We start from the raw sequence: 24,356 nt of genomic DNA on the forward strand, positions 1-24,356 counted from the left end.
GAAGGACCTATGAGCGTCCGGTGCGTCCTTAGACGCCCAGCTCTGCCTTCAGCGCTGCGACGTGGCCCTGGGCCTTGATCTGGTACTGCGTGAGCGTGACTTTGCCTTCGGCGTCGAGCACCACGGTGGAACGCACCAGGCCGTCAACCACTTCGCCGTTCACCAGCTTCTCGCCCCAGGCGCCGTAGGCCAGCGCCACGGCGTGGTCCTCGTCGGAGAGCAGCGGGAACGTCAGGGCAAAGTCGCCGGTGAAGGCAGCCAGCTTCTCCGGCGCGTCCGGGGAGATGCCCAGTACCTCGTAGCCCGAGGACTGCAGGCTGGCCAGGTTGTCGCGGAAGTCGCAGGCCTCGGTGGTGCAGCCGGGGGTGGCGGCTTCAGGGTAGAAGTACACAATGACGTTGCGTCCGCGGTAATCGGAGAGGGAGACCTTGTGGCCGTCTGCGTTGAGCAGGGCGAAATCGGGGGCCTGGGTTCCGGCGAGGAGTTTCTGGGTCATGTAAGGATCCTTGACTTGTGGGGCAACCGCCGTGACCGGCGATCAATCTATGGGTGCAACGGGCTGCCTAGATGCAGTATTCCGCGGGTCCGCGGACCGTGCTGCCCGGTCCGGGCACAAACTGGTAGCCGCCCCCGCGAACCGTGGCGATGGCGTGGCGGGCCGAGCCCAGCTTGCGCCGGACGCGTCCAACATACACGTCGATGGAGCGGAATGCCGCGCCGGGGCAGTCCAGGGACTCGAGGACGCGTTGCAGTTCTTCACGTTGAATCGTCCGCGACTGGTTTTCCACGAGGTACCTCAGGAGGCTGAATTCCATGTGGGTGAAGCTGACCGGGACACCATCCAGAAGGACGGTGTCCGCGGCCAGATCCACTGCCACGATGCTGCGCCGCCCGGCCAGGGAGACTGGCGGGGCGACGACGGCGGCGGTGCCGTTTCCGGCGTCGGACGCCGTTTCCGGAACATCAGCTCCGCCGTCGGAAACGTCGGAAACGTCGGGACCGTCTGAACCCTCGACGCCGGAGGTTCCGGCTGCGGTCCACAAATGGATTCCGGCCTCCGGAGCGAGCTGCCGGGCACGCGCCAGGACCGCTTGGGCGGCCTGGGCCCAGACCGCCGGGTCGATGTCCTGGCCCTCACAGGGCTGGAGCCACACCGCCAGGCCGCGCGGCTGAAGCCCCGGCTGGAGGCCGGGACGGGCGCCCGGACTGACGCCAACACGGGAGCCGGCGCGCCCCGGGTACGGTGCATGGACGTTGACGGCCATCGCGCTGCGCCTCAGACGCCGCCGCGGCGGATCAGCTTGCCGCTGGGCGTGCGGCCGTCGATCTCGTTGCCGCGAAGGAACGTTTTGCGGACGACGCCGGAGAGCGCCTTGCCGTCGTAGGGCGTGATGGGGTTCTTGTGCTTGAGCTTGGTGACGTCGACGACGAACGCATCGTCCGGCGCGAAGATGGAGAAGTCCGCGTCGTAACCGAGGGCCAGCTGGCCTTTGTTGTGCAGGCGGGCCAAAGCGGCGGGCTTCTCAGCCATCCAGGAAACCACCTGTTCCAGGGTGATGCCGCGGTGCCGGGCCTCGGTCCAGATCAGGGACAGCCCCAGCTGCAGCGAGGAGACGCCGCCCCAGGCCACGGCGAAGTCGCCGTTTTCCAGGTCCTTCAGATCCAGTGTGGAGGGGGAGTGGTCCGAGACGATGCAATCGATGGTGCCGTCCTGCAGGCCCTTCCAGAGCAGCTCGCGGTTGGACGCCTCGCGGATCGGCGGGCAGCACTTGTAGGCGGTGGCGCCGTCGGGGATTTCCTCGGCCATCAGGGTGAGGTAGTGCGGGCACGTCTCCACGGTGAGGTGGACGCCGTCGCGCTTTGCGCTCGCGATCATGGGCAGCGCATCGGAGGAAGACAGGTGCAGGATGTGGGCGCGGGCGCCGGTCCAGCGGGCGCGCTCGATGACCTCGGCGATGGCCTTGTTCTCGGCGCCGCGCGGGCGGGAGGCCAGGAACGTTTCGTAGTGGTCGCCGCCTGGGTGCGGGGCGCGGTCGATCGCGTGGGAGTCCTCGGCGTGGACGATCATGAGGGAGTCGAAGGACTTGAGCTCGGCCATGTCCTCCTCCATCTCGTCCGCTTCGAGGTGCGGGAACTCGTCCACGCCGGAGTGGAGCAGGAAGCACTTGAAGCCGAACACACCTTCGTCATGCAGGCCGCGGAGGTCCTTCTTGTTGCCCGGCACCGCGCCGCCCCAGAAACCGACGTCCACAAACGCCTGGTCCTCGGCCACCTCGCGCTTGAGCTTGAGGTTCTCCACCGTGGTGGTGGGCGGGATGGAGTTCAGCGGCATGTCGATGATGGTGGTGACGCCGCCCGCGGCGGCGGCCCGGGTGGCGGACGCGAAGCCCTCCCACTCGGTGCGGCCGGGCTCGTTGACGTGGACGTGCGTGTCCACGAGGCCGGGGATGAGGGTTTCGTCGTCGGCCAGGTCGATGACCTGTGTGCCGGTGAGGCCGTTGCCGAGCGGTTCGATGGCGACGATCACGCCGCCTCGGATGCCCACTTCGCGGGCTGTGATGCCGGCAGTGGTGAGGATGCGCTGGCCGCGGATGACCAGGTCAAACGCGCCGGCCGCCGGGGTGGTTTCTTCAGACATGGACGTTCTCCTTGGTGTCGGTACGCGCTGCACTCGTAGGCAGGTGCACGCCGATGTGCTTACCTAATTCTTCAAGCAGCGGGCCTGCTTCGGCCATACATTTTTCTACATTGGACTCAAAATCGGTCAGGGCGTGAACGGCCTTGAATCCGGCTTCGGTGAGTTGTTCCGGGCTCAGCGTACTGCGGCCGCAGACGGCAATCACAGGGATTCCGGCACGTGCCGCGGCGCGGGCCACACCCATGGGCGTTTTGCCGAGCAGGCTCTGCTCGTCCAGGCTTCCTTCGCCGGTGATCACCAGGTCCGCGCCGGCCAGCCGCTGCTCCAGTTCAGTGAATTCGAGGACGACGTCGATGCCCGGCCTGCGTGCCGCGGCCAGCGCCGCGATGGCAATGTAGCCGACCCCTCCGGCTGCTCCTGCACCGGGTGCGACGGCGGCCCTCTCGGCGCGGATGCCGATCTCGCCGGCAAGGACCAAGACGAAATTCGTCAGGGCGGCGTCGAGGGCGACGACGTCACTCGGGGTCGCGCCTTTCTGCGGTCCGAAGATCGCGGCGGCGCCGCTGGACCCCAGCAGGGGATTGTCGACGTCGGACGCCAGGGTGAAGCGGGCGTCCTCCAGCCGGACGTCCAGGCCGGAGAAATCGATCCGGTCCAGGCGGGCCAGGGCGGCCCCGCCGCCGGGGAGCTCGTTGCCCTCTTTGTCGAGGAAGACCGCGCCGAGGCCCTGCAGGACGCCGGCGCCGCCGTCGGTGTTGGCGCTGCCGCCAACGCCCAGGATGATCTGCCGGCAGCCCAGGTCCAGGGCGGCGCGGATGAGTTCGCCGGTGCCCAGGCTGGTGGCGGTGGTGGCCGTTCCGGAGTCCGGGCCGCCGCCTTGGATGACGGAGGGCAGCAGCGCGAGCCCGGATGCGGCGGCCATTTCGATCACGGCCTCCCTGCCGCGGACCGCGAAGTCGGCCCGGACCGGCTGGCCCGTGGGGCCGGTGACGGTGGCGGTCCGGCGGGTGAAACCGGAGCCGACGGCGGCATCGAGGGTGCCTTCGCCGCCGTCGGCCACCGGAATGAGGGTGGTCTCAAGGTCCGCCACAGCTGACTGCAGTCCCGCGCTCAGGCGGCTGGCGACGTCGGGGGCGGACAGCGAGCCCTTGAACTTGTCCGGGGCGATGACCACACGCATTCCGGTACCTCCTCTCAGTTTCTTACTAGTCCAGCAGGGCGATGATGGCGGTGGGGGCGTCCTCGCCGCGTTCGGCCAGCTCTTCGAATTCGTTCACGCCGTTGATTTCAACGCCCATGGAGATGTTGGTGACCTTTTCCAGGATCACTTCAACCACCACGGGAACCTTGAACTCGCCCATCAGTGCCTTGGCCTTGTCGAAGGCCGCCGGCAGATCGGACGGGTTTTCCACGCGGATGGCCTTGCAGCCCAGGCCCTCGGCCACCTTGACGTGATCCACGCCGTAGCCGTTGGTCTCCGGCGAGTTGATGTTCTCGAACGCCAGGGACACGTTCTGTTCCATCTCGAAGCCGCGCTGCGACTGGCGGATCAGGCCCAGGTACGAGTTGTTCACCACCACGTGGATGTACGGCAGGTTGAACTGCGCGCCCACGGCCAGCTCTTCGATCATGAACTGGAAGTCGTAGTCACCGGACAGGGCAACAACGGTCTCGTCCGGCTTGCCGCGAACGACGCCGAGGGCGGCCGGGGCGGTCCAGCCCAGGGGGCCTGCCTGGCCGGCGTTGATCCACTTGCGCGGGCCGAAAACGTGCAGCAGCTGTGCACCGGCGATCTGCGACAGGCCGATGGTGGACACGTAGGTGGTGTCCTTGCCGAACGCCTTGTTCATCTCCTCGTACACACGCTGCGGCTTGATCGGCACGTTCTCGAAGTGCGTCTTGCGCTGCAGGGAGCCCTTGCGTGCGGTGCATTCGGAAACCCAGCCGGCGTAGTCCGGCAGGGACTTCGCTGCCTGGCGCTCGCGTGCCAGTTCAATCAGCCCGTCCAGCGCCGCACCGGCGTCGGACGCGATGCCCAGGTCCGGCGAGAACACGCGGCCGATCTGCGTGGGCTCGATGTCGATGTGCACGAACTTGCGGCCGGCCGTGTAGGTGTCCAGGCCGCCGGTGTGGCGGTTGGCCCAGCGGTTGCCGATGCCGATCACGAAGTCGGAGGCCAGCATGGTCTCGTTGCCGTAGCGGTGGCTGGTCTGCAGGCCCACCATGCCGGCCATCAGGACGTGGTCGTCCGGGATGGTGCCCCAGCCCATCAGAGTGGGGATGACCGGAACGTTCAGCAGTTCGGCCAGTTCCACCAGCTGCGCGGAGGCGCCGGCGTTGATGATGCCGCCGCCGGCCACGATCAGCGGGCGCTCGGCTGCGGTCAGCATGTCCAGCGCCTTTTCCAGCTGCTTGCGGCTGGCCGTGGGCTTCTGGACAACGATGGGCTCGTAGGCGTCGATGTCGAATTCGATCTCGGCCATCTGCACATCGAACGGCAGGTCCAGCAGGACCGGGCCCGGACGGCCGGAGCGCATCAGCTGGAAGGCCTTCTGGAAGGCACCCGGAACCTGGCCGGGCTCCATGATGGTCATGGACATCTTGGTGACGGGGGCGGCGATGGTCTGGATGTCCACGGCCTGGAAGTCTTCCTTGTGCAGCTTGGCAACAGGGGCCTGGCCGGTGATGCAGAGCATGGGGATGGAATCCGCCCAGGCCGCGTACAGCCCGGTGATCATGTCCGTGCCGGCAGGGCCCGAGGTGCCGATACAGATGCCGATGTTGCCATCCTTGGCCCGGGAGTAGCCGTCCGCCATGTGGCTGGCGCCTTCTACGTGGCGGGCCAGCGTGTGGCGGACGCCCCCGTTCTTCCGCATTGCCGAGTAGAACGGGTTGATTGCCGCGCCTGGCAGGCCGAACGCCTCAATGGCGCCTTCCTTAACCAGGATTGCGACGGCAGCGTCAACGGTGCGCATCTTAGTCATTGTGTACTCCTTGAAAAGTCTGTTTTGGGTGTGCTGAGGGAAGGCCCGGCGAACCGTCGCGGGGCACTTTGGGGGAGTCGGCGTCGTAAATTACGACGGCGGCCGGCGTGTCCGTGTCGAAGTGCCCCATTACGGGGCTGCTCCTACTTGCGGCCGCTGAGCTGCAGGACCTGCTTGAAGAGGCCGGAGTGGTCGAGGCCGCCGTCGCCCTGGTTGACGGTTGCGGCGACGAGCTGTGCGACGACGGCGCCGAGCGGGACGGCGACGTTGGCTTCGCGGGCTGCCGAGGTGACGATGCCGAGGTCCTTGTGGTGGAGGGCCAGGCGGAAGCCGGGGTCGAAGTTGCGGTCCAGCATCTTCTGGCCCTTCTGGTCGAGGACCTTGGAGCCGGCCAGGCCGCCGCCGAGGACCTTGAGGGCGGCGTCGGTGTCCACGCCATAGGCCTCGAGGAAGGCGATGGCCTCGCCGAGGACCTGGATGTTGACGGCGACGATCAGCTGGTTGGCTGCCTTGACGGTCTGGCCGGAGCCGGACGGGCCGACGTGGACGATGGTCTTGCCGACGGCGTTCAGGACATCCTGTGCTGCCTCGAAGTCTGCTGCCTCGCCGCCCACCATGATGGAGAGTGCGGCGTTGATGGCGCCCTGTTCGCCGCCGGAGACCGGGGCGTCGAGGGGGCGGATGCCGGCTACGGTTGCTTCCTCGGAGAGGCGCTTGGCGACATCCGGGCGGATGCTGCTGGCGTCGATCCACAAGGTGCCCTTCTTCGCGTTGGCGAAGACGCCGTCCTTGCCGCTGACTACGCCCTCGACGTCAGGGGAGTCCGGCACCATGGTGATGACGACGTCGGCGTCCTTGACGGCGTCCGCGATGCTCGTGGCACCCTGGCCGCCCTCGGAGACGAGCTTGTCGATCTTGTCCTGGCTGCGGTTGAAGCCGGTGACGGCGTGGCCGGCTTTGACGAGGTTGATGGCCATGGGCAGGCCCATGATTCCGAGCCCGATGACTGCAACGTTGCTCATTGTGGTTCCTTTACTGAAAGTCTGTGTGGTGGTGCGGGTGCCGGTGGTTGAGCTTGTCGAAACCCTGGATCTCGACAGGCTCGATCACCGGTTAGTTGGCGACGCGCTGGCGGATGGCCCAGCTGAACGCGGTTTCCGCCGGTTCCTTGTATTCGAGGCCGATGTAGCCGTCGTAGCCGAGTTCGCGGCTGCGGGCGATCCATTCGCCGAGGGGAAGCTCGCCGGTTCCGGGAGCCCCGCGGCCGGGGTTGTCGGCAATCTGGATGTGGCCGAAGTCCTTGGCGTGGTTTTCGATGACGGCTGCGACGTCGTCCCCGTTGACTGCCAGGTGGTAGAAGTCCGCGAGGAGCTTGATGTTCTCTGCGCCGGATTCAGCCTTGACGCGGGCGATCACCTTGAGGGCGTCCGCTGCCGTGAGGAGCGGGTACCTGGCGGCGCCGCTGACGGGTTCGAGGAGGACGGTGCCGCCGATGCCTGCGACGCCGGCAGCTGCCGCGGCGAGGTTTTCGGCGCCGATGGCGTCCTGCTTCTCGGCCGATTCGCCGTCGACGCGGTTGCCGTAGAGGGCGTTGAACGCCTTGCACCCGAGGCGCTCGCCGATGCCGGCGACGACGTCGATGTTGTCCAGGAATTCGGTGGAACGCGCGGGCCAGGAGACCAGGCCGCGGTCACCGCCCGGCATGTTGCCGGCGTTGAAGTTCAGGCCGGTGAGCTGTACGCCGGCATCCTTGATGGCGTTCTCAAACCCGGTGGCCTGGGCGTCCGTGGGGACGGAGGTGTCGAAGGGCCACCAGAACTCGACGGCGTCAAAGCCGGCAGCCTTTGCGGCTGCGGGGCGCTCGAGCAGGGGAAGCTCCGTCAAGAGGATGGAGCAGTTCACTGTGTACGTCATCGTAGGTCCTTCCGAGGAGGGCTTTGATCTATCTTCCCGCTTGCTTGGCTCTTCTCGAGTTTCCGCTTTGTGGAATTTAGATTCTGCTTTATGAAAAGTTTAGGGAAGGCGGGCGCGCGAGTCAAGGGGGTGTGTGGGTTGGGAGGGGGTGGGGACAGTATTCTCTTCCCGACCGGGCATAAAGAACGGGCGGCTCCTGGCAGAGCCGCCCGTTCGATTGACTGTACTTAGTGCCGCTTGAAGGCGTGCCTGATCTTTTCGCCCGCTTGCTTGAGGTCGGCCCGGACTGCGCGGGCCTTGCCTTCTGCCCTCATGCGGTCGTTTCCGCTGACCTCACCGGCGGCCTTCTTTCCCTTGCCGTGAAGCCTCTCCGCGGCGTTGTGGATCCTGTCACCCAAACCCATTGCGGTCCTCCTTGTGGTGCGGCAGGTTCGGCTGATTGCCGCCTATGCCGCCACTTAAATTGTAGAAAGGAATGACCCCCTCGGACCTGTGGGCAGCCCAAAAAGATCTGCGGGAATGCGGGGGATCGAGGTAGTTCTGGTACCGGCCCCGCGGCTGAGTTCGGGCGCCTTCAGCTGCGCCGACGCCGGCGGACGAACTCCGGGACGGCTGCGCCTGCCAGGCCGATGGCCAGTGCCAGGAGGACGGTCGGGCCGGCGCCGCCGTCGGGTCCGAGTGTGGCAGTCAGGATCTGTCGGATCATGAGGGCCAATTCCTGCGGGTCCCGCTCCGGCAATCGTGTGCCCAGGACGTAATTGACGGAGATGAACAACGCCGGAACCACCCAAAGGGCAGCCAGGTTCACCAGCCAAACGAATGCGCGGCGGGCGGGACGGAGGCCGCACCATGCCAGCGCCACACCAACCAGTACCGCGGGCAACCAGCGCAGCAGCGTCAATACCGCTGGCGACACATTGCCCGCTCCGGCCAGGTTCCCCGCCCACTCGCCGACCCACGAGCCAAAGGGCACGGCGACGAGTCCGATACCCAGGGCCGTGAGGCCCCTGGATTTCGCCGAGCCGAGCAGGAGCGCCACCATGCTCGCGGCGATGGATGCGATGACCCCTGCGAGCAGCCCGGCGAAATAGACTCCCGACGTCGTTCCGCCGGCCAAGCCGCCGGCGAGCACTATGAACGCCTGAACCGCCGCAGTGGCCTGCACCGCGAGAACACCAGCCGCCGCGCACCACTTAACCAGCCGTCGTCGGGCCGGTGACGAGAGCCGCACTGCCAGGCCGGCGGCTGCCCCGCCCACGGTCATCAGCGCAACGAGCGTGGTGAGTTCGTATTGGCTCAACGGCAGAAGCGACAGGGGCATCTGCTGCGGCAGCACTTCCGCGCCCCAAAGGTTCTGCAGAGGAAGCTGCGCGCCGGTGACCAGCCACGGGGCCAGCCCAAGCAAACCCGCCAGAAGCCCGATCAACAAGGCGAGTGCTACGTCCTTGCCGATGGCGTGGGGTGGCATTTCGGCGCCAGGGGCCGGCCGCGCGGCCTGGTCGTGGTTGAGGTGGCTCACGGAAATCCTTCGGTGTCAGGGATCAGGGTTGGGCCGCGTCTGGGCCAAGAGAACGTGGATCACCCTAAATACTACGCCGAATGGATTAATTACCGCAGGCCGGCACCGGCCGAAACCGCCCCGCACCGCCCGCCAAGCGTTAGACGGTCCGCGGCGCCTTGGCCAGGGTCTCGCTGAGTTCAGCAGCGTTCTGCCGCACCACATTCGCCGGACGGCCCGGCTCCGCGCGCCAGCTCTCGGAGAGCGGGCCGAGGTTCACCGTGTCGAAGCCGAACTCGTCATATAGCTTCGTCACGAGCTCGCTGGCCTCGGCGTGGTCGCTCGCGGTGACCAGGGCGCGGCGGTTCGGGGTGCGGGGAGGCGTGCCGTCCGTCGTGATCTCGCTGTACCGGATGTGGTTGAAGCCCTTCGCCACCTTGGACGTGGGCAGGTGTTCCTGCAACAGCGCGGAGGACGTGGTTTCGCCGTCGTCGAGGGCCGGAACATGGCCGTCGCGCTTCCAGTAGTAGTTGCCGGTATCGATCACGATCTTCCCCGCGAGCGGCTCCACAGGGATGCTGCCGAGGCTCCTGAAAGGAATGGTCACGACGGCGAAATCGCCCGCCGCTGCTGCTTCGGCCGGCGTCGCGGCCCGGGCACGGGGTCCCAGTTCCGCCACGAGTGCGGCCAGCGTTTCGGGGCCGCGCGAATTGCTGATCACCACGTCGTAGCCGAGTTCCACCGCTTTGCGGGCAACCTCGCTGCCAATGTGTCCTGCGCCGATGATTCCGATGGTTGTCATATCCGGGGAAACACCGGCGCCCGTGGGGATATTTCGCATCCCGTTCCTCGCTGATTCAGTTCCTGCTGGGTGCCGTCAGACCACCACCGTCCCGGCCGCGCGATCGTGCGGTCCACGGCCTGTGAACACCACCATGGCGATGTATACCAATGCCGCGGCAGTTGAAGCCTGCAACCCCAGAAAAATCCACACGGGCGGCGCGGCATCATAGCCATGCTGGTAGAACGTCCACATCATCTGCCACACGAAGAAATGGGCTGCCTCCCACGGCAGCAACTTCACCACTGTGCGGACCAGGATCCGGCTGCGGGAAGGAGCCGCGCCGTCGACACCCACCACCGCCAGCCCCAGCCGGCGCTTGCCCCAGGTTGAATGGTGCGGACCCGACTCGCAGCGATACAGATAGACACCAACAACGAAGGTCAGCAGAAAGAAGTACAGCACCTGGCTGCCGAGCGGCCCAAGGGTTCCAAGGGTGTCCGGCAGAGATCCCATGACGACATGGGTCAGGAACGAGAGAAACCCCAGGAAAGCCATCCACGCGAGGATAACGACGTAGTCGAGCAGCAAGGCGAGCAGCCGCCGCCATACTCCGGCCGGCTTGACTTCCCTTGTTGCGGCCACCGCCGGAGGCCCTGCAGCACGTGCCACGGAATCACCCTGTACCTTGCCTCGTGTTTGGGGGGATTCTATCGCCGGATGCCCGGCGAAGGTCTATGCGGGCGATAGCCTGAACGTTGAACCCAGCCCCACCCCGGAACGAGGATTTCCCCATGATCACACGCACCGACGTCGACGAAGCCGCTGCCCGGATTGCGGGGAGGATCCGCGTCACGCCCGTGCTGGCGGCAGACCGCGGCCAGTTCCCCGGCGAGGTGTGGCTCAAATGCGAGTTCATGCAGCACACCGGCACCTTCAAGGCGCGGGGTGCGTTCAACCGGGTCCTGGCCTGCCGGGAGCGCGGCGAGCTGAAGGACGACGTCGGCATCGTGGTGGCCTCCGGCGGCAACGCCGGCCTGGCCAACGCCTACGCTGCCAGGGAAGCCGGCGTACCCGCCACCGTGTTCGTGCCCGAGTCCGCCCCCGCCGTGAAGGTCAAGAAGCTCTGGGCCATCGGCGCCAACGTAGTCCAGCGCGGGGCCGAATACTCCGAGGCCTACGACGCCGCCATGGCCTACGCCGCCGAAACCGGCGCGGTCTACTGCCACGCCTACGACCAGGCCGAGATCGCAGCCGGGGCCGGCACCATCGGAACCGAGCTGCTGGAGCAGCTGGGCGACGTGGACACCGTGGTGGTGGCCGTGGGCGGCGGCGGGCTTATGGCGGGAGTCGCGGCCGCCGTGGAGGGCCGGGCCAAAGTGGTGGGCGTCGAGTCCGAAACCACGCCCACCCTGCACGCCGCGCTCGCGGCCGGGACCCCCGTGGACGTGGCCGTCTCGGGGATCGCCGCCGACTCCCTCGGGGCCCGGCAGATCGGCCGGATCGGCTTCGACGTGGCCGTCCGTACCGGCGTCCGCGCCGTGCTGGTCTCCGACGAGGACATCGTGGCCGCCCGCTCCCTGCTGTGGGAGCAGTACCGGATTATCGTGGAGCACGGGGCGGCCACGGCCTTCGCCGCCCTGCACGCCGGCGCCTACGTCCCGGCCGACGGCGAACGCGTGGCCGTGATCCTCTGCGGCGCCAACACGGACCCCGCCACGGTCTGAGGTTCTACTGGTCCACCGCGACGACGTCCCTCCCGTTGAGCGGCTGGACCGGCCGGCTGTTGCCCGCGTGCGCCGCGCGCAGTGTGGCAAGCTGTCCGGCTCCCAGCTCAATGGGGGTGTCGAGGAGCAGCCAGCGCACGCCTTTCGAGCAGGGCGGAGTGGTCAGGCTGCCGTCATACGCGAAGTGGTCCAGCGACGCCGGGAACAGCGCCGGGAAGTCCACGACGCCGGCCGGCACCTTCTGCCCACCGGCTGCGGCCGGCACGCCGTCCGTGAACGGCGCCCACGCCGCATTGGCAGCCCCCACCGTGGCGAGGATCCCGACGACGGCCAGCCCGCCGTCGTCGGCCTGGTGGACGAAGTGGAACTCCGCTTCGTGCCGTACACCGCCCAGCGTGTGCTCGGACGGGGCGTGGAAATGCATCTGCTTGAAGGCGTACTGCTTGCCGCCAACCGTGATGCCCTGGGCCGTCAGTGCACGCAGTTCGGTGGTGTGGCCGTTATCGGTGATCTCGCCTTCCGAGGCGGAATAGTCGACGGCGAGCGGTGCAGGGGACAGGCCGGAACCGCCGCCCACGTCGATGGGGGACTGGGCGGTGCCCGACGAGCAGGAGCCGAAATCGGAGCTCAAGGTGCCCCAGTGTTCGGGACCCTCGGCGCCGTCGTAGGACCAGGCATGGGGAGCTGCGGAGGCCGACGGCGAGGGTGCCGCGGCCCCGGCGGCGGACCTGCTGCAGCCGGTGACAAGTGCCAGCAGCCCCAGCCCGGATCCAACTATCAAAGACTTCCTGGTCATTACTTTGGCGCTGCGCATTTCCATCCTTCGGGTCGTGTAGGTCCGCACCGGAGAGCCCGGTGCGGACCTACGACGACTACCACGGGGGGCCGGTGGCAGGTCTTGTCACAGAGGCTCACCGCAGGATGTGACACCGGGGTGGCCATCACCACGGCCTTCCGGAAGTCAGGGCGCCGTGCTGGCGCCGGAAGCGTCTGTGTTCTCCGTTGCCCGTGAGGCTTCCGCAGCGGCCGGCACTTCGGCACCGAAGCTGCCGAGCAGGGTCAGGGAATCAGCCGACGGCGAGTCCGGCTTCGCCGAATACACCCGCAGCACCTGGTCGGGATCGTCGGGAAGCGTCAGGTCTTCGAAGTTCAGTTCCAGGTCCCCGACGACGGGATGGTGCAGCCGAACGCTGCCTGCGGACCCCGTGGCCAGCCGGTGTCCGGCCCACCATTGGCGGAAGCGTTCGCTGTGCACTGCGAGTTCGCCGACGAGTTGATTGGCCTGGGGGTCGTTGGGGTGGCGGCCGATATCCGCGCGCAGGGTCCCGACAGCTTCGGCCGCCACGGTCTCCCAGTCCCGGAAGAGATCGTGGGAGCGTGGATCGAGGAAAACCCATCGGGTGAGGTTCCGCTCCGCTGCCGGCATGGCCGGGAAATCGGCAAGCAGAAGGAACGCCAGGCGGTTGCCGGCCAGAACGTCTGTGCGCCGGCCCAGGACCAGGGCGGGAACGTTGCCCACGGCATCCAGGAGTTGGCGGAGCGCCGGCCGAACACCCTGTTCCGGAATGGGTGAATGCTGGGACTTCGCGCAGTTCTCCAGAAGGTCGAACATGTGCGCCTGCTCGCCAGGATCCAGGCGCAGGGCCCGCGCCACTGAATCCATCACCGCCCGGGAGGGGTGGATGTTCCGGCCTTGTTCGAGCCGGGTGTAGTAGTCGGTGCTCACGTCCGCCAGGCGCGCGATTTCCTCGCGTCGCAGCCCGGGGACACGCCTGCCACCGGAGGTCGCGGCTATCCCGGCCTGCTCCGGCGTCAGCCGCGACCGCATAGCCTTCAGGAACTTTCCAAACTCCGCGCTCTGACCCATGTGTTCCATTGTCCAAGCCTGCGTCCCAGCTTTCCAGTGACGAAGGTAGGACTGCCAGTCCTAGGAAAAGGAGGGAATGGCTTACCTGCTGACACGGCCTGCAGGCGTGCTTAGCGTTGAATGCAATAGCCCGCCCGTGCAGGGCTGTTCGAGCAAACACCACCACCACCGGAAGAACTGATGATGTCCCAGCCACAGGAAATTACCATCCCCACCGTGACCCTCAACAACGGCGTCCAGATCCCGCAACTCGGCTTCGGCGTATTCCAGGTCCCACCGGAAGAAACGCAGCGCATCGTCGAGAACGCCCTCGAAGCCGGCTACCGCCACATCGACACTGCCGCGGCTTACCGGAACGAGGCCGGCGTCGGGGCAGCCATTGCAGCATCGGGCATACCCCGCGAGGAACTCTTCATCACCACCAAGCTGCGCAACGGTGAACAAGGAACGGCCCAGCAGGCCTTCCAGAACAGCCGCCAAGCCCTGGGCCTGGACTACCTGGACCTCTACCTGATCCATTGGCCCGTGCCCGCACAGGGACTCTTCACCGAGGCCTGGAATGACATGGAAAAGCTGTACTCAAACAACCAGATCCGCGCCATCGGAGTTTCGAACTTCCTGGCTGACCACCTGGACATGCTCCTGCCGGTGTCGGACATTGTCCCGGCCGTCAACCAGATCGAAATCCACCCCGCCTTCCAGCAGCAGGAACTGGCGGCTAAGAATCGCTCCCTGGGCATTGCGGTGGAGGCATACAGTCCGTTGGGACAGGGCGCCGCCCTGGCGGCGGGCACCGTGAAATCCCTGGCCGCGAAATACGGTGCCACACCTGCCCAGATTGTGCTCGCGTGGCATCTCAGTCAGGGCACCATCGTCATCCCGAAGTCTGTCCAGGCCGCACGCATGCGGGAAAACCTGGGCTCTGCCGCCGTATCGCTAACGCCGGCGGAGGTAGCCGCAATCACGGATTTGGAGTCCGGCGCCCGCACCGGCGGGGATCCCGCCGTCGCCGCGCACAGCCAAATGTAGCCAATCCGCACCTGAGAAGTGCAAACCCGAAAGCCAGCGCACCACCGAACAACCGCGGGCACAAGTTCAGTGCCCGCCACAAATGACAAGAAGAGAACCATGGATAATTCGCTGATGATGGCATGGGCAGTCGTCCACCTCATAAACGACGACAGCCGCAGCGCCCTGCCCGATGCCCCCGTTGTGCCACCACGGCAAGCCGGACGCGCACGCAGGAGACTGGCCCGCTTCCAGCGGCGGCTGGCCAGTCTCCTGCACGAAGCCGCGTGGGCAATTGAACCTGAACCGCGGACGGCTACTGAGCCCTGACCCTGAGGCACGCCCCACACAGGCAAACGGCACCGGCCAAAACCTGAGGGGCGGTGGCACCGGAAATCCGGTGCCACCGCCCCTCATCTTTGGGTTGTTCGGGGGATGGTCCCGGGTTACAGAACCTTCTCTAGGAACGACCGGATGCGTGGGTTGGTGTTGCTTTCGGAGAAGAACTCTTCCGGCGGCAGGTCGGCGGCGATCTTGCCGCCGTCGATGAAAACCACGCGGTCGGCCACCTTGCGGGCAAAGCCCATTTCGTGGGTGACCACCACCATGGTCATACCGTCGGCGGCGAGGCCGGCCATGACGTCCAGGACATCGTGGACCACCTCGGGGTCCAGGGCGCTGGTGGGCTCGTCGAAGAGCATCACCTTGGGGTTCATGGCCACGGCGCGGGCGATGGCGATGCGCTGCTTCTGGCCGCCGGAGAGCCGGTTCGGGTAGACGTGCGCCCGGTGGGTCATGTTGACCTTTTCAAGCAGCTCCATGGCCCGCGCTTCCGCGTCCTTTTTGCTGAGCTTCAGCACATCCATCTGCGGAAGCATGACGTTCTTCAGGGCCGTCATGTTGGGGAACAGGTTGAACTGCTGGAACACCATGCCCATGCGGGAGCGCAGACGGTCCAGGTCCACCTTCGGCGCCAGGAGGTCCTCGCCGTCGAACACCACGTGGCCGGACGTGGGCGTCTCGAGGAGGTTCAGGCAGCGTAGGAAGGTGGACTTGCCGCCGCCGCTGGGGCCGATGACGGCGACAACTTCGCCGGGCTCGATGGTGAAGTCGATGCCCTTGAGGACGTGGTGGTCACCGTAGGACTTGGTGATCTCTTTCGTTTCCAGGAGTGCCATTAGATGTAAACCGCCATCTTCTTCTCGATTGCGTTTGCGGCCAGGCCGATGATGTTGGTGAGGACGTAGTACACCAGGCCGATGAAGACGTACACGGTCAGTGCATCGAAGGTGCGGGAAATGATGGTCTGTCCCACCAGGAACAGTTCGCTGATGGTCACGAAGGAGACCAGGGCGGAGTTCTTGGTCAGGGACACGAACTCGTTGCCGAGCGGCGGGAGCATGCGCAGGAAGGCCTGCGGGATGATCACGTGACGCAGCGCGGAGGCGGAACTCATGCCGCAGGACCGCGCGGCTTCCATCTGGCCCTTGTCCACGGACTGGATGGCGCCGCGGACGATTTCCGTGACGTACGAGCCGCTGTAGAGGCCTAGGGCCAGGATGCCGGCCACCATCGGCGAGAGCTGGATGCCCAGCTGCGGCAGGCCGAAGTAGATGAAGAACAGCTGCACGATGAACGGCGTACCGCGGACCACGGACACGTACACCTTGCCGATCCAGCGGATGGGCCGGATGTGCGAGAGTTTGGCGAAGCCGCCCAGCATGCCGAACAGCAGGCTCAGGGCCAGTGACAGGGCGATGATCTGCAGCGTGGTCCCCAGGCCCTGCATGAGCGGGCCCCAGGAATTGGTGATTGAGGCTACGTTGAAGATGCTGCGTTCCTTGGCAGGACCGGTGGCGGTGCTGGTTTCGTCGCCGAACCACTTGGTGGAGGCCTTGGTGAAGTCGCCCGAGTCCTGCATGCCCTTCAGCGCCGTGTTGAACGCCTCGCGGATGTCCGAGTCGGTCTTCTGGAACGCGAACCCGTAGTTCTCGTTCGTCAGGCGCTCGCCGACCTGCTTCAGGCCGCCCTGCTCGTGGATGAAGTACCGGCCGCCGGGCTGCCCCGTGACCACGGCGTCTGCCTGGCCGAGCTTGACCGAGGAGAACATCTGGTCGTTGGTCTGGACCTGCACGAGCTCGGCCTGGGGCTGGTTCTGGCGCAGCCACTCAACGGACTTGGTGCCCACTTGCACGGCAACCTTCTTGCCGGCGAGGTCGGCCAGCGACTTGACGGTGTCGTTGGACGTGGAAACGAACATGCCCAGCCCGCCGGGGTAGTAGATCTCGGAGAAGTCCACCACCTTGGCGCGCTCGGGGCTGATGTAGATGGCGGAAGCGCCGACGTCGATCTGGTTTGCCTGCAGCGCGGGGACGATGTTGCCGAACGGCATCTGCACGAACTCGACGTTCTTGATGCCCGCCTTGGCGGCGAGGTCCCGCACAACGTCGATGTCGAAACCGATCTTGGTGCCGTTGGCATCGGTGAATTCGAACGGCGGGAAGGAGGCGTCGGTGCCCACCTTGAGGGTGGTCTTGCCGGAGCGCAGGTCCGCCATCTTGCCGGCCGACGGGGTTGCCGGCGTCGTCTCGGCCTGGGCTGCCGGCGCGGCCAGCCCCAGCAACGCGGCCAGAAGGGCGGCCGTCGTGGCAGCCCATCCGAATCGCGAGAATCGGTTCTTCATGTGTGCTCGTTTCTGGGGAGGGGAGGCGGGCTTCCGGCTACGCATGCCGGTGCCCGGATCGCTCTGTGGCGATCGTGTGGATGAGGCGTGCGGCCGTGCGTGCCGTGCGGGAGTCGATGTCGAACCGGGGGTTCAGTTCGACGACGTCGACCACCGCGAGCTTGGGGGAGCGGGCCAGTTGACGGCATACGTCCAGCACGACGGAGAACGGAACCCCGTACGACGCCGGTGCGCTGACACCGGGGGCGACGTACGCGGGGAGGACGTCGAGGTCGATGGTCAGGTAGACCACGTCCACGGAGTCGATGAAGTCTTGCGTGAACTGCCGGACCTGTTCAGTCCTGGACTCCGTGCATTCCTCGTCCAGGATGTATTTGACGCCGAGCTCCCGTGCTGTCTGGAACAGGGCCTCGGTGTTGCCGGGCTGGCTGATGCCCACCACCGTGTAGCTGAATTGGTGGCCGAGGGCACGCTCGGCCTCGGCCACTTGCCGGAACGGCGTGCCAGAGGACGGGATTTCCTCCGCTCGGAGGTCGAAATGCGCGTCCAGGTTGATGATGCCGATGCGGCGTCCGTCGGTGACCTGGCTGGCGCGGAGGCCCGTGTAGGTGCCAAAGGCGGTTTCGTGGCCGCCGCCCAGGATGACGGGCAGGTGGCCTGCGTCCAGGGCCTGGCGGACGGCCGCACCGAGGCGCTCCTGGCCGTCCTCGAGGTTTCCGTCCACAACGCTGGTGTCGCCAAGGTCATGGACCAGGAGTTCCGCCGGTGCGGCCATGGGTGCCAGGGCGGAGCGGATGCTTGCGGGACCGTCGACGGCGCCGACCCGGCCTTTGTTCCGGCGGACGCCTTCATCACTGCGGAACCCAAGGACCGCGATTCCCGTGGTGCCGGCCTGGGCCGTGTTTACTGCGTGGTGCCAGCGCCGGTGCTCTGGGCCGGGGCCGTCGTCGCGGCCCGTCCACGTGTGCTGGAGGGTGGGGTTGGTCATCGGGATCCTTCTCCGTGTCCGAGCGCCAATGCGGCGTCCCGGGTGCTTGCTATGAGTTGCTTTTCGCGCCGGACCGCCCGGTCCGCCGGGGCCATGGTGCTGACGGCACCCAAAAGCCGGCCGCCGTCGCCGAACACGGGGAAACTGACGCCCCAGACGCCCGCATCCACCGCCCCGTAGCTGAGGCCGAAGCCGCGGCCCTGGACGAGCCGGAGCTCGTGGTTCAGGTTGTCAGCGTCCTCCTCGCCCAGTCCGAGGCCGGCCACGATCGTGCTTTGCTCCTGGGGGTCCAGGTGCGCCAGCAGGGCCATTGCGCTGGCGCCCTTCAGCAGGGGGAGCGAGCGGCCCGGCGAATAGCTGCAGCGCAGCATCTGGGGGCCTTCGATGGCATCAACGCAGAGGGCTTCCGCACCGCGGACCACCAGGTAGGCGGCCAGTTCCTGGGTTTCATCCGAGAGCAGCTGTAGCTGCTCCGAGATGCGGCCCTTGACCATGGCCTCCTGGTGGAAGTTGGCGGCGAGGCGCAGGGTTTCCGGGCCGGCGCTGTACTGGCCGCGGCGCCTGGTCTGCGCCACCAGCCCGGACTGCACCAGAAGTGCCAGGTGCCGGTACACGGCGCTGGCGGGGATGCCTGTTGTTTTGCTGATCTGGGCTGCGGTCAGAGTCCGGTGCCGCGCGAATTCGAGCAGGATGTCGACGAACCGCGAGGCGTTGCCTTCCGTTATCACGGAATGGTTCGGAACTGTAGGCATGACACTGACGTTAGTGGCTGGAATCACAGATGGCATTAAAGAGTTCCCATGGCGTGGGAATTTATTTTCCGTGGGGTGGGAATGAGTCGGTTAACGCGAAATCGCCGGAACCATGTCCGGGTCGCCGCAAATTTGCAGCGACCCGGCATGGTTCCGGCGATTTCGGCGGCTGGCCGGTAAGAGGCGGCCGGTAGACGGCGGCCTAGGTCAGCTTGATCTGGCGGTTCATGTCCTTGTAGAGCAGGTAGCGGAATTCGCCGGGGCCACCGGCGTAGCAGGCCTGCGGGCAGAAGGCGCGCAGCCACATGAAGTCGCCGGCCTCCACCTCAACCCAGTCGTTGTTGAGCAGGTACATGGCCTTGCCCTCCAGGACGTACAGGCCGTGCTCCATGACGTGGGTCTCCGGGAACGGGATAACCCCGCCCGGCTGGAACGTCACGATGTTCACCTGCATGTCGTGGGCCAGGTCGGACGAATCCGTGAAGCGTGTGGTCTTCCAGGCGCCGTTGGTATCCGGCATCGCGGTGGGTTCCACCTCGGCATCGCTGGTGACAAAGGACTTGGCCTCGTAACCTTCGAGCCGCTCATAGGCCTTGCGGATCCATTGGAAGGAGACAATGTCATCCGAGACGTTTTCCAGGCCCCAGGTGGCACCGGCGGCCAGGTAGGCGTAGCCGCCCTCCTCCAGCTGGTGCAGTTCGCCGTCGAGGGTCAGGTTGACCTTGCCCTTGGTGACAAAAACAACGCCCTCAACGCCGGGCTCAAACTCGGCCTTCGGAGCGCCGCCGCCGGGGCCGATCTCCACGATCAGCTGGGAGAACGTGGTGGCAAACCCGGAGATCGGGCGGGCCAGGATCCAGGAGCGGGTGTTGGAGAAACCCGGCAGCGTGCTGGTCACGATGTCGGTCATAACGCCCTTGGGGATGACCGTGTAGGCCTCCGTGACGATGGCCCGCTCCGTGGTGAGGTGCGTCTGCGGCGGCAGCCCGCCCTGGGGGTAGTAGTACTTGCCCATCATTGGATCCTTACTTCGAAGTGGAGTGTGCCAGCCGCGGGTGCGCCAGTGCGGTCAGCTGGGAAAGTTCGACGCCGGCCAGCGTCTGGACCTCTTCGGTCCCCACCGCGCCGCACTGGACGCCGCGCAGGACAAATGCGGCCAGGGCCCGGGCGGTGGCGGGTTCGTCCATGACCCCGCCTTCCGTGCGTTCCACGTAGTTGCGCAGGCGTGCCGCTGCGGCCGGGAGCCCCTCGCGGTAGAACGCATACGTGGCGGCGAAACGGCTGGGCAGCTGGGCGGCATGCAGGTCCCAGCCCTGGTAGTAGCCGCGCTCCAGCGAGCGGCGGACGAGGCGTCCGTGCAGCTTCCAGGCATCCTCGACGGCGTCGCCCACCGGGATGATGTTGGTGGAACCGTCGGAGAGGCGGATGCCCGTGCCGGCGACGGCCAGCTGCATGACTTCCTTGGCGTAGTCCGCCACCGGGTGTTCCATGGACTGGTATTCGGCCGAGATCTGCAGCGAGGCGGAGTAGTCGTAGGTGCCGTAGTGCAGGGCGCTGATGCGTCCCGGAACCACGTGCGGCAACTGCGCCACGGGGGAGGTGCCGTCCGGTCCGAGGATCAGCTGCGGTGTTTCCACCTGGACCTCGAAGCGGAGCCGGCCGGCGGGAAGCCCGTGGATTTCCTCCAGCCGGGACACGGCGAAGTCCATCGCCTGGACCTGGGCCACGGTGGTGACCTTGGGCAGGGTCAGGATGAGTCCGGCAGGAAGTTCGCCGGCCTGCGCGAGCGTGGAGACGAACAGATCCAGTGTTTTCAGGCCGCGGGCCCGGGTAGGCGCCTCGAAGCACTTGAACCGGATGCCGATGAACGGCGGCGCGGTGCCGGCCGCGACGGCGGTGGCCACAGCGTTGGCCGCGGCGACCGCTGCCACGTCCTCTGCCTCATCGCCGCGGTCGCCGAAGCCATCCTCGAAGTCGAGGCGCAGGTCCTCGATCGGTTCCGCGCGCAGCTTGGCGCCGACCCGTGCGGCGACGGCGGCGGCCAGCTCCGGCTCCTGGCCCAGCAGCGCGCCGAGCTTCTCGAGCCCGCCGTGGGCCTCCGCCGTCGTGAGCGCCTGGGCACCCCAGTCGGCAGCGAACGACGGCGTGAAACGGTCCGCCGGCACGTACACGGTGTGCACGGGCTGGCGCGTGCCGTCGTCGCCCGGGTAATTGCGTTCCAGCAGCTGGTCGGTGGCGGCCAGCTGTGCGTCGATGGCGGCAAGGTCCGCCGCGGAGAGCGACGGCGTGGGGGAGACCGCCATGACTCAGCCCACCAGTTCGTAGGCCGGCGTGGTGAGGAAGTCCGTGTAGTCCTCGGACAGGCAGATCTCGGCGATCAGCTTGCTGGCCGGCTGGTAGTACAGGCGGAACGCCTCGTCGCCGAATTCGGTCCGAAGCCGTTCCGTTTCCTCGCCCAGGATCTTTTCGACCAGTTCGCGGGTGACGGTGTTTCCGGTGTCGGCGAGGACGGACTTGTTGCGGATCTGCTGCCAGACCTGCGAGCGCGAGATCTCGGCGGTGGCGGCGTCCTCCATGAGGTTGTGGATGGCCACGGCGCCGTTGCCGGAGAGCCAGACGGCGGTATAGGCGACGGCGACATACAGGTTCAGGCGCAGCCCGCCCTCGGTGACCTGGCCGTCAGCCGAGGCGATGTCGATCAGCTGGTCCGCAGTAACCGAAACTTCGGGGCGCTGCTTGTCCAGCTGGTTGGGTCGCTCGCCGAGCGCGGCGTCGAACACCTCGCGGCAGGTGGGGACGAGGTCCGGGTGGGCCACCCAGGAGCCGTCGAACCCGTCGTTGGCCTCACGGGTCTTGTCCGCACGGACCTTGGCGAAGGCTGCTTCGGTGACCTCGGGGTGCCTGCGGTTGGGGATGACGGCGGCCATGCCGCCCATGGCGAAGGCACCGCGCTTGTGGCAGGTCTTCACCAGCAGCTCGGTGTAGGCGCGCATAAACGGAGCCGTCATAACCACCGAGGCGCGGTCCGGGAGCACAAACTCCTCGCCGGCGTCGCGGAAGTACTTGATGATGCTGAACAGGTAGTCCCAGCGGCCGGCGTTCAGGCCCGAGGCGTGGTCCCGGAGTTCGTAGAGGAACTCGTCCATTTCGAAGGCGGCCGGGATGGTTTCGATCAGCATGGTGGCGCGGACGCTGCCCTGCGGGATGCCGAGGAAGTCCTGGGCGAAGACGAACACGTCATTCCAGAGGCGGGCCTCGAGGTGCGATTCCATCTTGGGCAGGTAGTAGTACGGGCCGTGGCCGTTGAGCAACAGCTGCTTGGCGGTGTGGAAGAAGTGCAGGCCGAAGTCCACCAGCGCACCCACGGCGGGTTCGCCGTCGATCAGCAGGTGCCTTTCCGGCATGTGCCAGCCGCGGGGGCGGGCCACCACAACAGCCAGCGGCGCGTCGGTGCGGAGCGTGTATTCCTTGCCTTCGGGCGAGGTGTAGGCCAGGGTGCCGGTTGCGGCGTCGCGCAGGTTCAGGATGGCGTCGATGACGTTGGGCCACGTGGGCGTGCTGGCGTCCTCGAGGTCCGCCAGCCACACCTTGGCGCCGGAGTTCAGGGCGTTGATGGCCATCTTGGCCGGCGTGGCCGGGCCGGTCATCTCAACGCGGCGGTCCCGCAACGCCGCGGGCGCCTCGGCGACCTTCCAGTCGCCGTCGCGGATTTCCTGCGTCTCCGGGAGGAAGTCCAGGCGGCTGGTGCGGGCGACGCCGTCGCGCTTGGCCTGGCGGGCCTCGAGCAGCTCGTTGCGGGTTCCGGCGAAGCGCCGGTGCAGCTCCTCGACGAAGGCCAGGGCCTTGGGGGTGAGGATCTGTTCCGCACGGGCGACCGGCTGACGGTCAGTAACAGTGATAGCCATATTCGTAAGTCCTTTTCTAGAGAGCGCGGGCGGCGTGAGCGGCGCCTGCCACTGCGGCAGCCACATCGGCGGCTACATGAGGATCGAAGACGCTGGGGATAATGTAGCTCGCGTTGAGCTCGTCGTCAGCTACCCGGTTGGCAATGGCGTCTGCGGCGGCCACCAGCATCTCCGGCGTGATGTCGCTCGCGCCGGCGTCGAGCAGCCCGCGGAAGAAGCCCGGGAAGGCCAGCACGTTGTTGATCTGGTTGGGGAAATCGCTGCGGCCCGTGGCCACCACGGCGGCGTGCTTGGCCGCGATGACGGGGTCGATCTCTGGCGTCGGATTGGCCATGGCGAAGACGATCGCGTTCTCGGCCATGGCGGCAACCTGCTCTTCGCCGATCACGTACGGGGCGCTGACGCCGATGAAGACGTCGGCACCGGCCATGGCTTCGTGCAGGGTCCCTGAGAAGCCTTCCTCGTTGGTGTTTTCGGCAATCCAGGCGCGGTGCTCGTCGTCGTACTGCTCGCCCGAGTGGATGGCACCGGAGCGGCCGGCGGCGACGATGTGCTGCGCGCCCTGGGCCTTGAGGAGCTGGATGATGGCCGAGCCTGCGGCGCCGACGCCGGAGACAACAATGCGGACCTCGGAGAGCTTCTTGTCCACCACGCGCAGGGCGTTGTGGAGGGCCGCGAGGGTAACGATGGCGGTGCCGTGCTGGTCGTCGTGGAAGACGGGGATGTCGAGTTCATCGCGCAGGCGCTTCTCGATTTCAAAGCAGCGCGGGGCTGCGATGTCCTCGAGGTTGATGCCGCCGTAGACGGGCGCCATGGCCTTGGCGATCATGATGATTTCCTCGGTGTCCTGGGTGTCCAGGCAGACCGGCCAGGCGTCAACGTTGGCGAACTGCTTGAACAGCGCGGCCTTGCCTTCCATAACGGGCAGCGCCGCGGCCGGGCCAATGTTGCCCAGGCCCAGGACGGCCGAACCGTCGGTGAGGACGGCGATGGTGTTGCGCTTGACGGTCAGGTTGCGGGCCGCTGCCGGGTCCTCCGCGATGGCGAGGCAGACGCGGGCGACGCCGGGAGTGTAGGCACGGGAGAGGTCGTCGCGGTTGCGCAGGGCTACCTTGGGGACCACCTCGAGTTTGCCGCCGAGGTGCATGAGGAAGGTGCGGTCCGAGACATGCTGGACCGTGACGCCGTCGAGCGCGTTCAGGGCGTCCTTGACGCGGGCGGCGTGGTCGTCGTCGGTGGTGTTGCAGGTGACGTCCACAACAAGGGTGTCGTGGTGGGATTCCGTGACGTCAAGCGCCGTGATGGCTGCGCCGGCTGCGCCGACGGCGGCAGCGAGTTCACTCGTGGCGGTGAAGCTCGACGGCGCCGCGACGCGCAGGGTGATCGAATTTCCGGGGCTCGGGTTCGCCATTGAATTTCCTCCTCGTGGGGTCCGTTTCCGGACCGCTTATGCAACCGAATGTTTTCGTATTATGGATATTATTATCTGCGAAGTGGAAATGCAACCCCCTGACGGTCATGTTTGGGGGCATCGCGTACGGCCCTGTGGTGCTGTATGTTGAGTGTTCTAAGCAACTCTTTTCACGATGTGGATAAGAGTTGTCAGAATCT

24 protein-coding genes are annotated in these 24,356 nt (G+C 66.7%); 3 read left to right on the forward strand and 21 right to left on the reverse strand.

Annotation, left to right across the window (positions count from 1 at the left end):
* Positions 1-28: 28 nt before the first annotated feature.
* The 11 genes from bcp to MUN23_RS12105 form a co-directional block, all read right to left on the reverse strand.
* A complete protein-coding gene (gene bcp / locus MUN23_RS12055; RefSeq protein WP_248758455.1) occupies positions 29-496 on the reverse strand; it encodes a thioredoxin-dependent thiol peroxidase in 468 nt (155 codons plus the stop codon).
* A 67-nt stretch (positions 497-563) separates the two neighbouring features.
* Positions 564-1,265, reverse strand: a complete 702-nt coding sequence (locus MUN23_RS12060) for a winged helix-turn-helix domain-containing protein (protein WP_248758457.1) — start codon at positions 1,263-1,265, stop codon at positions 564-566.
* A gap of 11 nt (positions 1,266-1,276) precedes the next feature.
* Positions 1,277-2,638 carry an allantoinase AllB gene (gene allB, locus MUN23_RS12065; protein ID WP_248758459.1) on the reverse strand — a complete coding sequence of 454 codons (1,362 nt, stop codon included), beginning with the start codon at positions 2,636-2,638 and terminating at the stop codon, positions 1,277-1,279.
* Entirely contained in the window at positions 2,631-3,818 is a 1,188-nt protein-coding gene (locus tag MUN23_RS12070; protein WP_248758461.1) for a glycerate kinase, read from the reverse strand. The genes allB and MUN23_RS12070 overlap by 8 nt, the downstream gene beginning before the upstream one ends.
* A gap of 25 nt (positions 3,819-3,843) precedes the next feature.
* The gene (gcl, locus tag MUN23_RS12075) at positions 3,844-5,622 is read right to left on the reverse strand and encodes a glyoxylate carboligase (RefSeq protein ID WP_248758463.1); all 1,779 of its coding nucleotides are present in this window, start codon (positions 5,620-5,622) and stop codon (positions 3,844-3,846) included.
* Between the two features lie 143 nt (positions 5,623-5,765).
* The gene (locus tag MUN23_RS12080) at positions 5,766-6,722 is read right to left on the reverse strand and encodes a 2-hydroxy-3-oxopropionate reductase (RefSeq protein ID WP_256468747.1); all 957 of its coding nucleotides are present in this window, start codon (positions 6,720-6,722) and stop codon (positions 5,766-5,768) included.
* A 13-nt stretch (positions 6,723-6,735) separates the two neighbouring features.
* Entirely contained in the window at positions 6,736-7,536 is an 801-nt protein-coding gene (locus MUN23_RS12085; RefSeq protein ID WP_248758467.1) for a hydroxypyruvate isomerase family protein, read from the reverse strand.
* Between the two features lie 227 nt (positions 7,537-7,763).
* Positions 7,764-7,940: a CsbD family protein gene (locus MUN23_RS12090; protein ID WP_056340807.1), complete on the reverse strand. Its 177-nt coding sequence runs from the start codon at positions 7,938-7,940 to the stop codon at positions 7,764-7,766.
* Positions 7,941-8,110: 170 nt separating this feature from the next.
* Positions 8,111-9,055 carry a hypothetical protein gene (locus MUN23_RS12095; protein WP_248758469.1) on the reverse strand — a complete coding sequence of 315 codons (945 nt, stop codon included), beginning with the start codon at positions 9,053-9,055 and terminating at the stop codon, positions 8,111-8,113.
* A 139-nt stretch (positions 9,056-9,194) separates the two neighbouring features.
* Positions 9,195-9,875 (reverse strand): NADPH-dependent F420 reductase, encoded by a 681-nt coding sequence (locus tag MUN23_RS12100; protein WP_256468616.1) that lies wholly within the window; start codon positions 9,873-9,875, stop codon positions 9,195-9,197.
* A 36-nt stretch (positions 9,876-9,911) separates the two neighbouring features.
* Complete coding sequence (locus tag MUN23_RS12105) at positions 9,912-10,487, reverse strand: RDD family protein (protein ID WP_248758474.1); 576 nt, start codon at positions 10,485-10,487, stop codon at positions 9,912-9,914.
* Between the two features lie 122 nt (positions 10,488-10,609).
* Between MUN23_RS12105 and MUN23_RS12110 the strand changes: the two genes are divergently transcribed.
* Positions 10,610-11,542: a threonine/serine dehydratase gene (locus MUN23_RS12110; protein ID WP_248758475.1), complete on the forward strand. Its 933-nt coding sequence runs from the start codon at positions 10,610-10,612 to the stop codon at positions 11,540-11,542.
* A gap of 4 nt (positions 11,543-11,546) precedes the next feature.
* Here the strand turns inward: MUN23_RS12110 and MUN23_RS12115 are convergent, their stop codons facing one another.
* Together MUN23_RS12115 and MUN23_RS12120 are read right to left on the reverse strand one after the other, a co-directional pair.
* The gene (locus MUN23_RS12115) at positions 11,547-12,356 is read right to left on the reverse strand and encodes a carbonic anhydrase (RefSeq protein WP_248758476.1); all 810 of its coding nucleotides are present in this window, start codon (positions 12,354-12,356) and stop codon (positions 11,547-11,549) included.
* 147 nt (positions 12,357-12,503) lie between these two features.
* The gene (locus MUN23_RS12120) at positions 12,504-13,409 is read right to left on the reverse strand and encodes a helix-turn-helix transcriptional regulator (protein ID WP_248758478.1); all 906 of its coding nucleotides are present in this window, start codon (positions 13,407-13,409) and stop codon (positions 12,504-12,506) included.
* Between the two features lie 183 nt (positions 13,410-13,592).
* On the opposite strand from MUN23_RS12120, the gene MUN23_RS12125 reads away from it, so the two are divergent.
* Positions 13,593-14,438, forward strand: coding sequence for an aldo/keto reductase (locus MUN23_RS12125; RefSeq protein WP_248764070.1), 846 nt, complete (start codon positions 13,593-13,595; stop codon positions 14,436-14,438).
* Between the two features lie 99 nt (positions 14,439-14,537).
* A complete protein-coding gene (locus MUN23_RS12130; RefSeq protein ID WP_248758480.1) occupies positions 14,538-14,747 on the forward strand; it encodes a hypothetical protein in 210 nt (69 codons plus the stop codon).
* A gap of 116 nt (positions 14,748-14,863) precedes the next feature.
* On the opposite strand, the gene MUN23_RS12135 is transcribed toward MUN23_RS12130, so the two are convergent.
* From MUN23_RS12135 to MUN23_RS12170, 8 genes are all read right to left on the reverse strand, one after another.
* Positions 14,864-15,595 (reverse strand): amino acid ABC transporter ATP-binding protein, encoded by a 732-nt coding sequence (locus tag MUN23_RS12135; RefSeq protein ID WP_160674730.1) that lies wholly within the window; start codon positions 15,593-15,595, stop codon positions 14,864-14,866.
* Positions 15,595-17,100, reverse strand: a complete 1,506-nt coding sequence (locus tag MUN23_RS12140; RefSeq protein ID WP_248758482.1) for an ABC transporter substrate-binding protein/permease — start codon at positions 17,098-17,100, stop codon at positions 15,595-15,597. The genes MUN23_RS12135 and MUN23_RS12140 overlap by 1 nt, the downstream gene beginning before the upstream one ends.
* Before the next feature lie 37 nt (positions 17,101-17,137).
* On the reverse strand, positions 17,138-18,088 hold the full coding sequence (gene hutG / locus MUN23_RS12145) for a formimidoylglutamase (protein WP_248758484.1): 951 nt from the start codon (positions 18,086-18,088) through the stop codon (positions 17,138-17,140).
* Positions 18,085-18,840, reverse strand: a complete 756-nt coding sequence (locus MUN23_RS12150; RefSeq protein WP_248758487.1) for an IclR family transcriptional regulator — start codon at positions 18,838-18,840, stop codon at positions 18,085-18,087. Before MUN23_RS12150 ends, hutG begins: the two co-directional genes overlap by 4 nt.
* A gap of 202 nt (positions 18,841-19,042) precedes the next feature.
* Complete coding sequence (locus MUN23_RS12155) at positions 19,043-19,855, reverse strand: bifunctional allantoicase/(S)-ureidoglycine aminohydrolase (RefSeq protein ID WP_058931199.1); 813 nt, start codon at positions 19,853-19,855, stop codon at positions 19,043-19,045.
* A 10-nt stretch (positions 19,856-19,865) separates the two neighbouring features.
* Positions 19,866-21,143 (reverse strand): aldolase, encoded by a 1,278-nt coding sequence (locus MUN23_RS12160; protein ID WP_248758488.1) that lies wholly within the window; start codon positions 21,141-21,143, stop codon positions 19,866-19,868.
* Positions 21,144-21,146: 3 nt separating this feature from the next.
* Complete coding sequence (gene aceB, locus MUN23_RS12165; RefSeq protein WP_248758489.1) at positions 21,147-22,745, reverse strand: malate synthase A; 1,599 nt, start codon at positions 22,743-22,745, stop codon at positions 21,147-21,149.
* Positions 22,746-22,761: 16 nt separating this feature from the next.
* Positions 22,762-24,156, reverse strand: a complete 1,395-nt coding sequence (locus MUN23_RS12170; protein ID WP_248758492.1) for an NAD-dependent malic enzyme — start codon at positions 24,154-24,156, stop codon at positions 22,762-22,764.
* Positions 24,157-24,356 lie beyond the last annotated feature (200 nt).

The sequence above is a fragment of the Pseudarthrobacter sp. SSS035 genome (assembly GCF_023273875.1).
Taxonomy (GTDB): Bacteria; Actinomycetota; Actinomycetes; order Actinomycetales; family Micrococcaceae; genus Arthrobacter.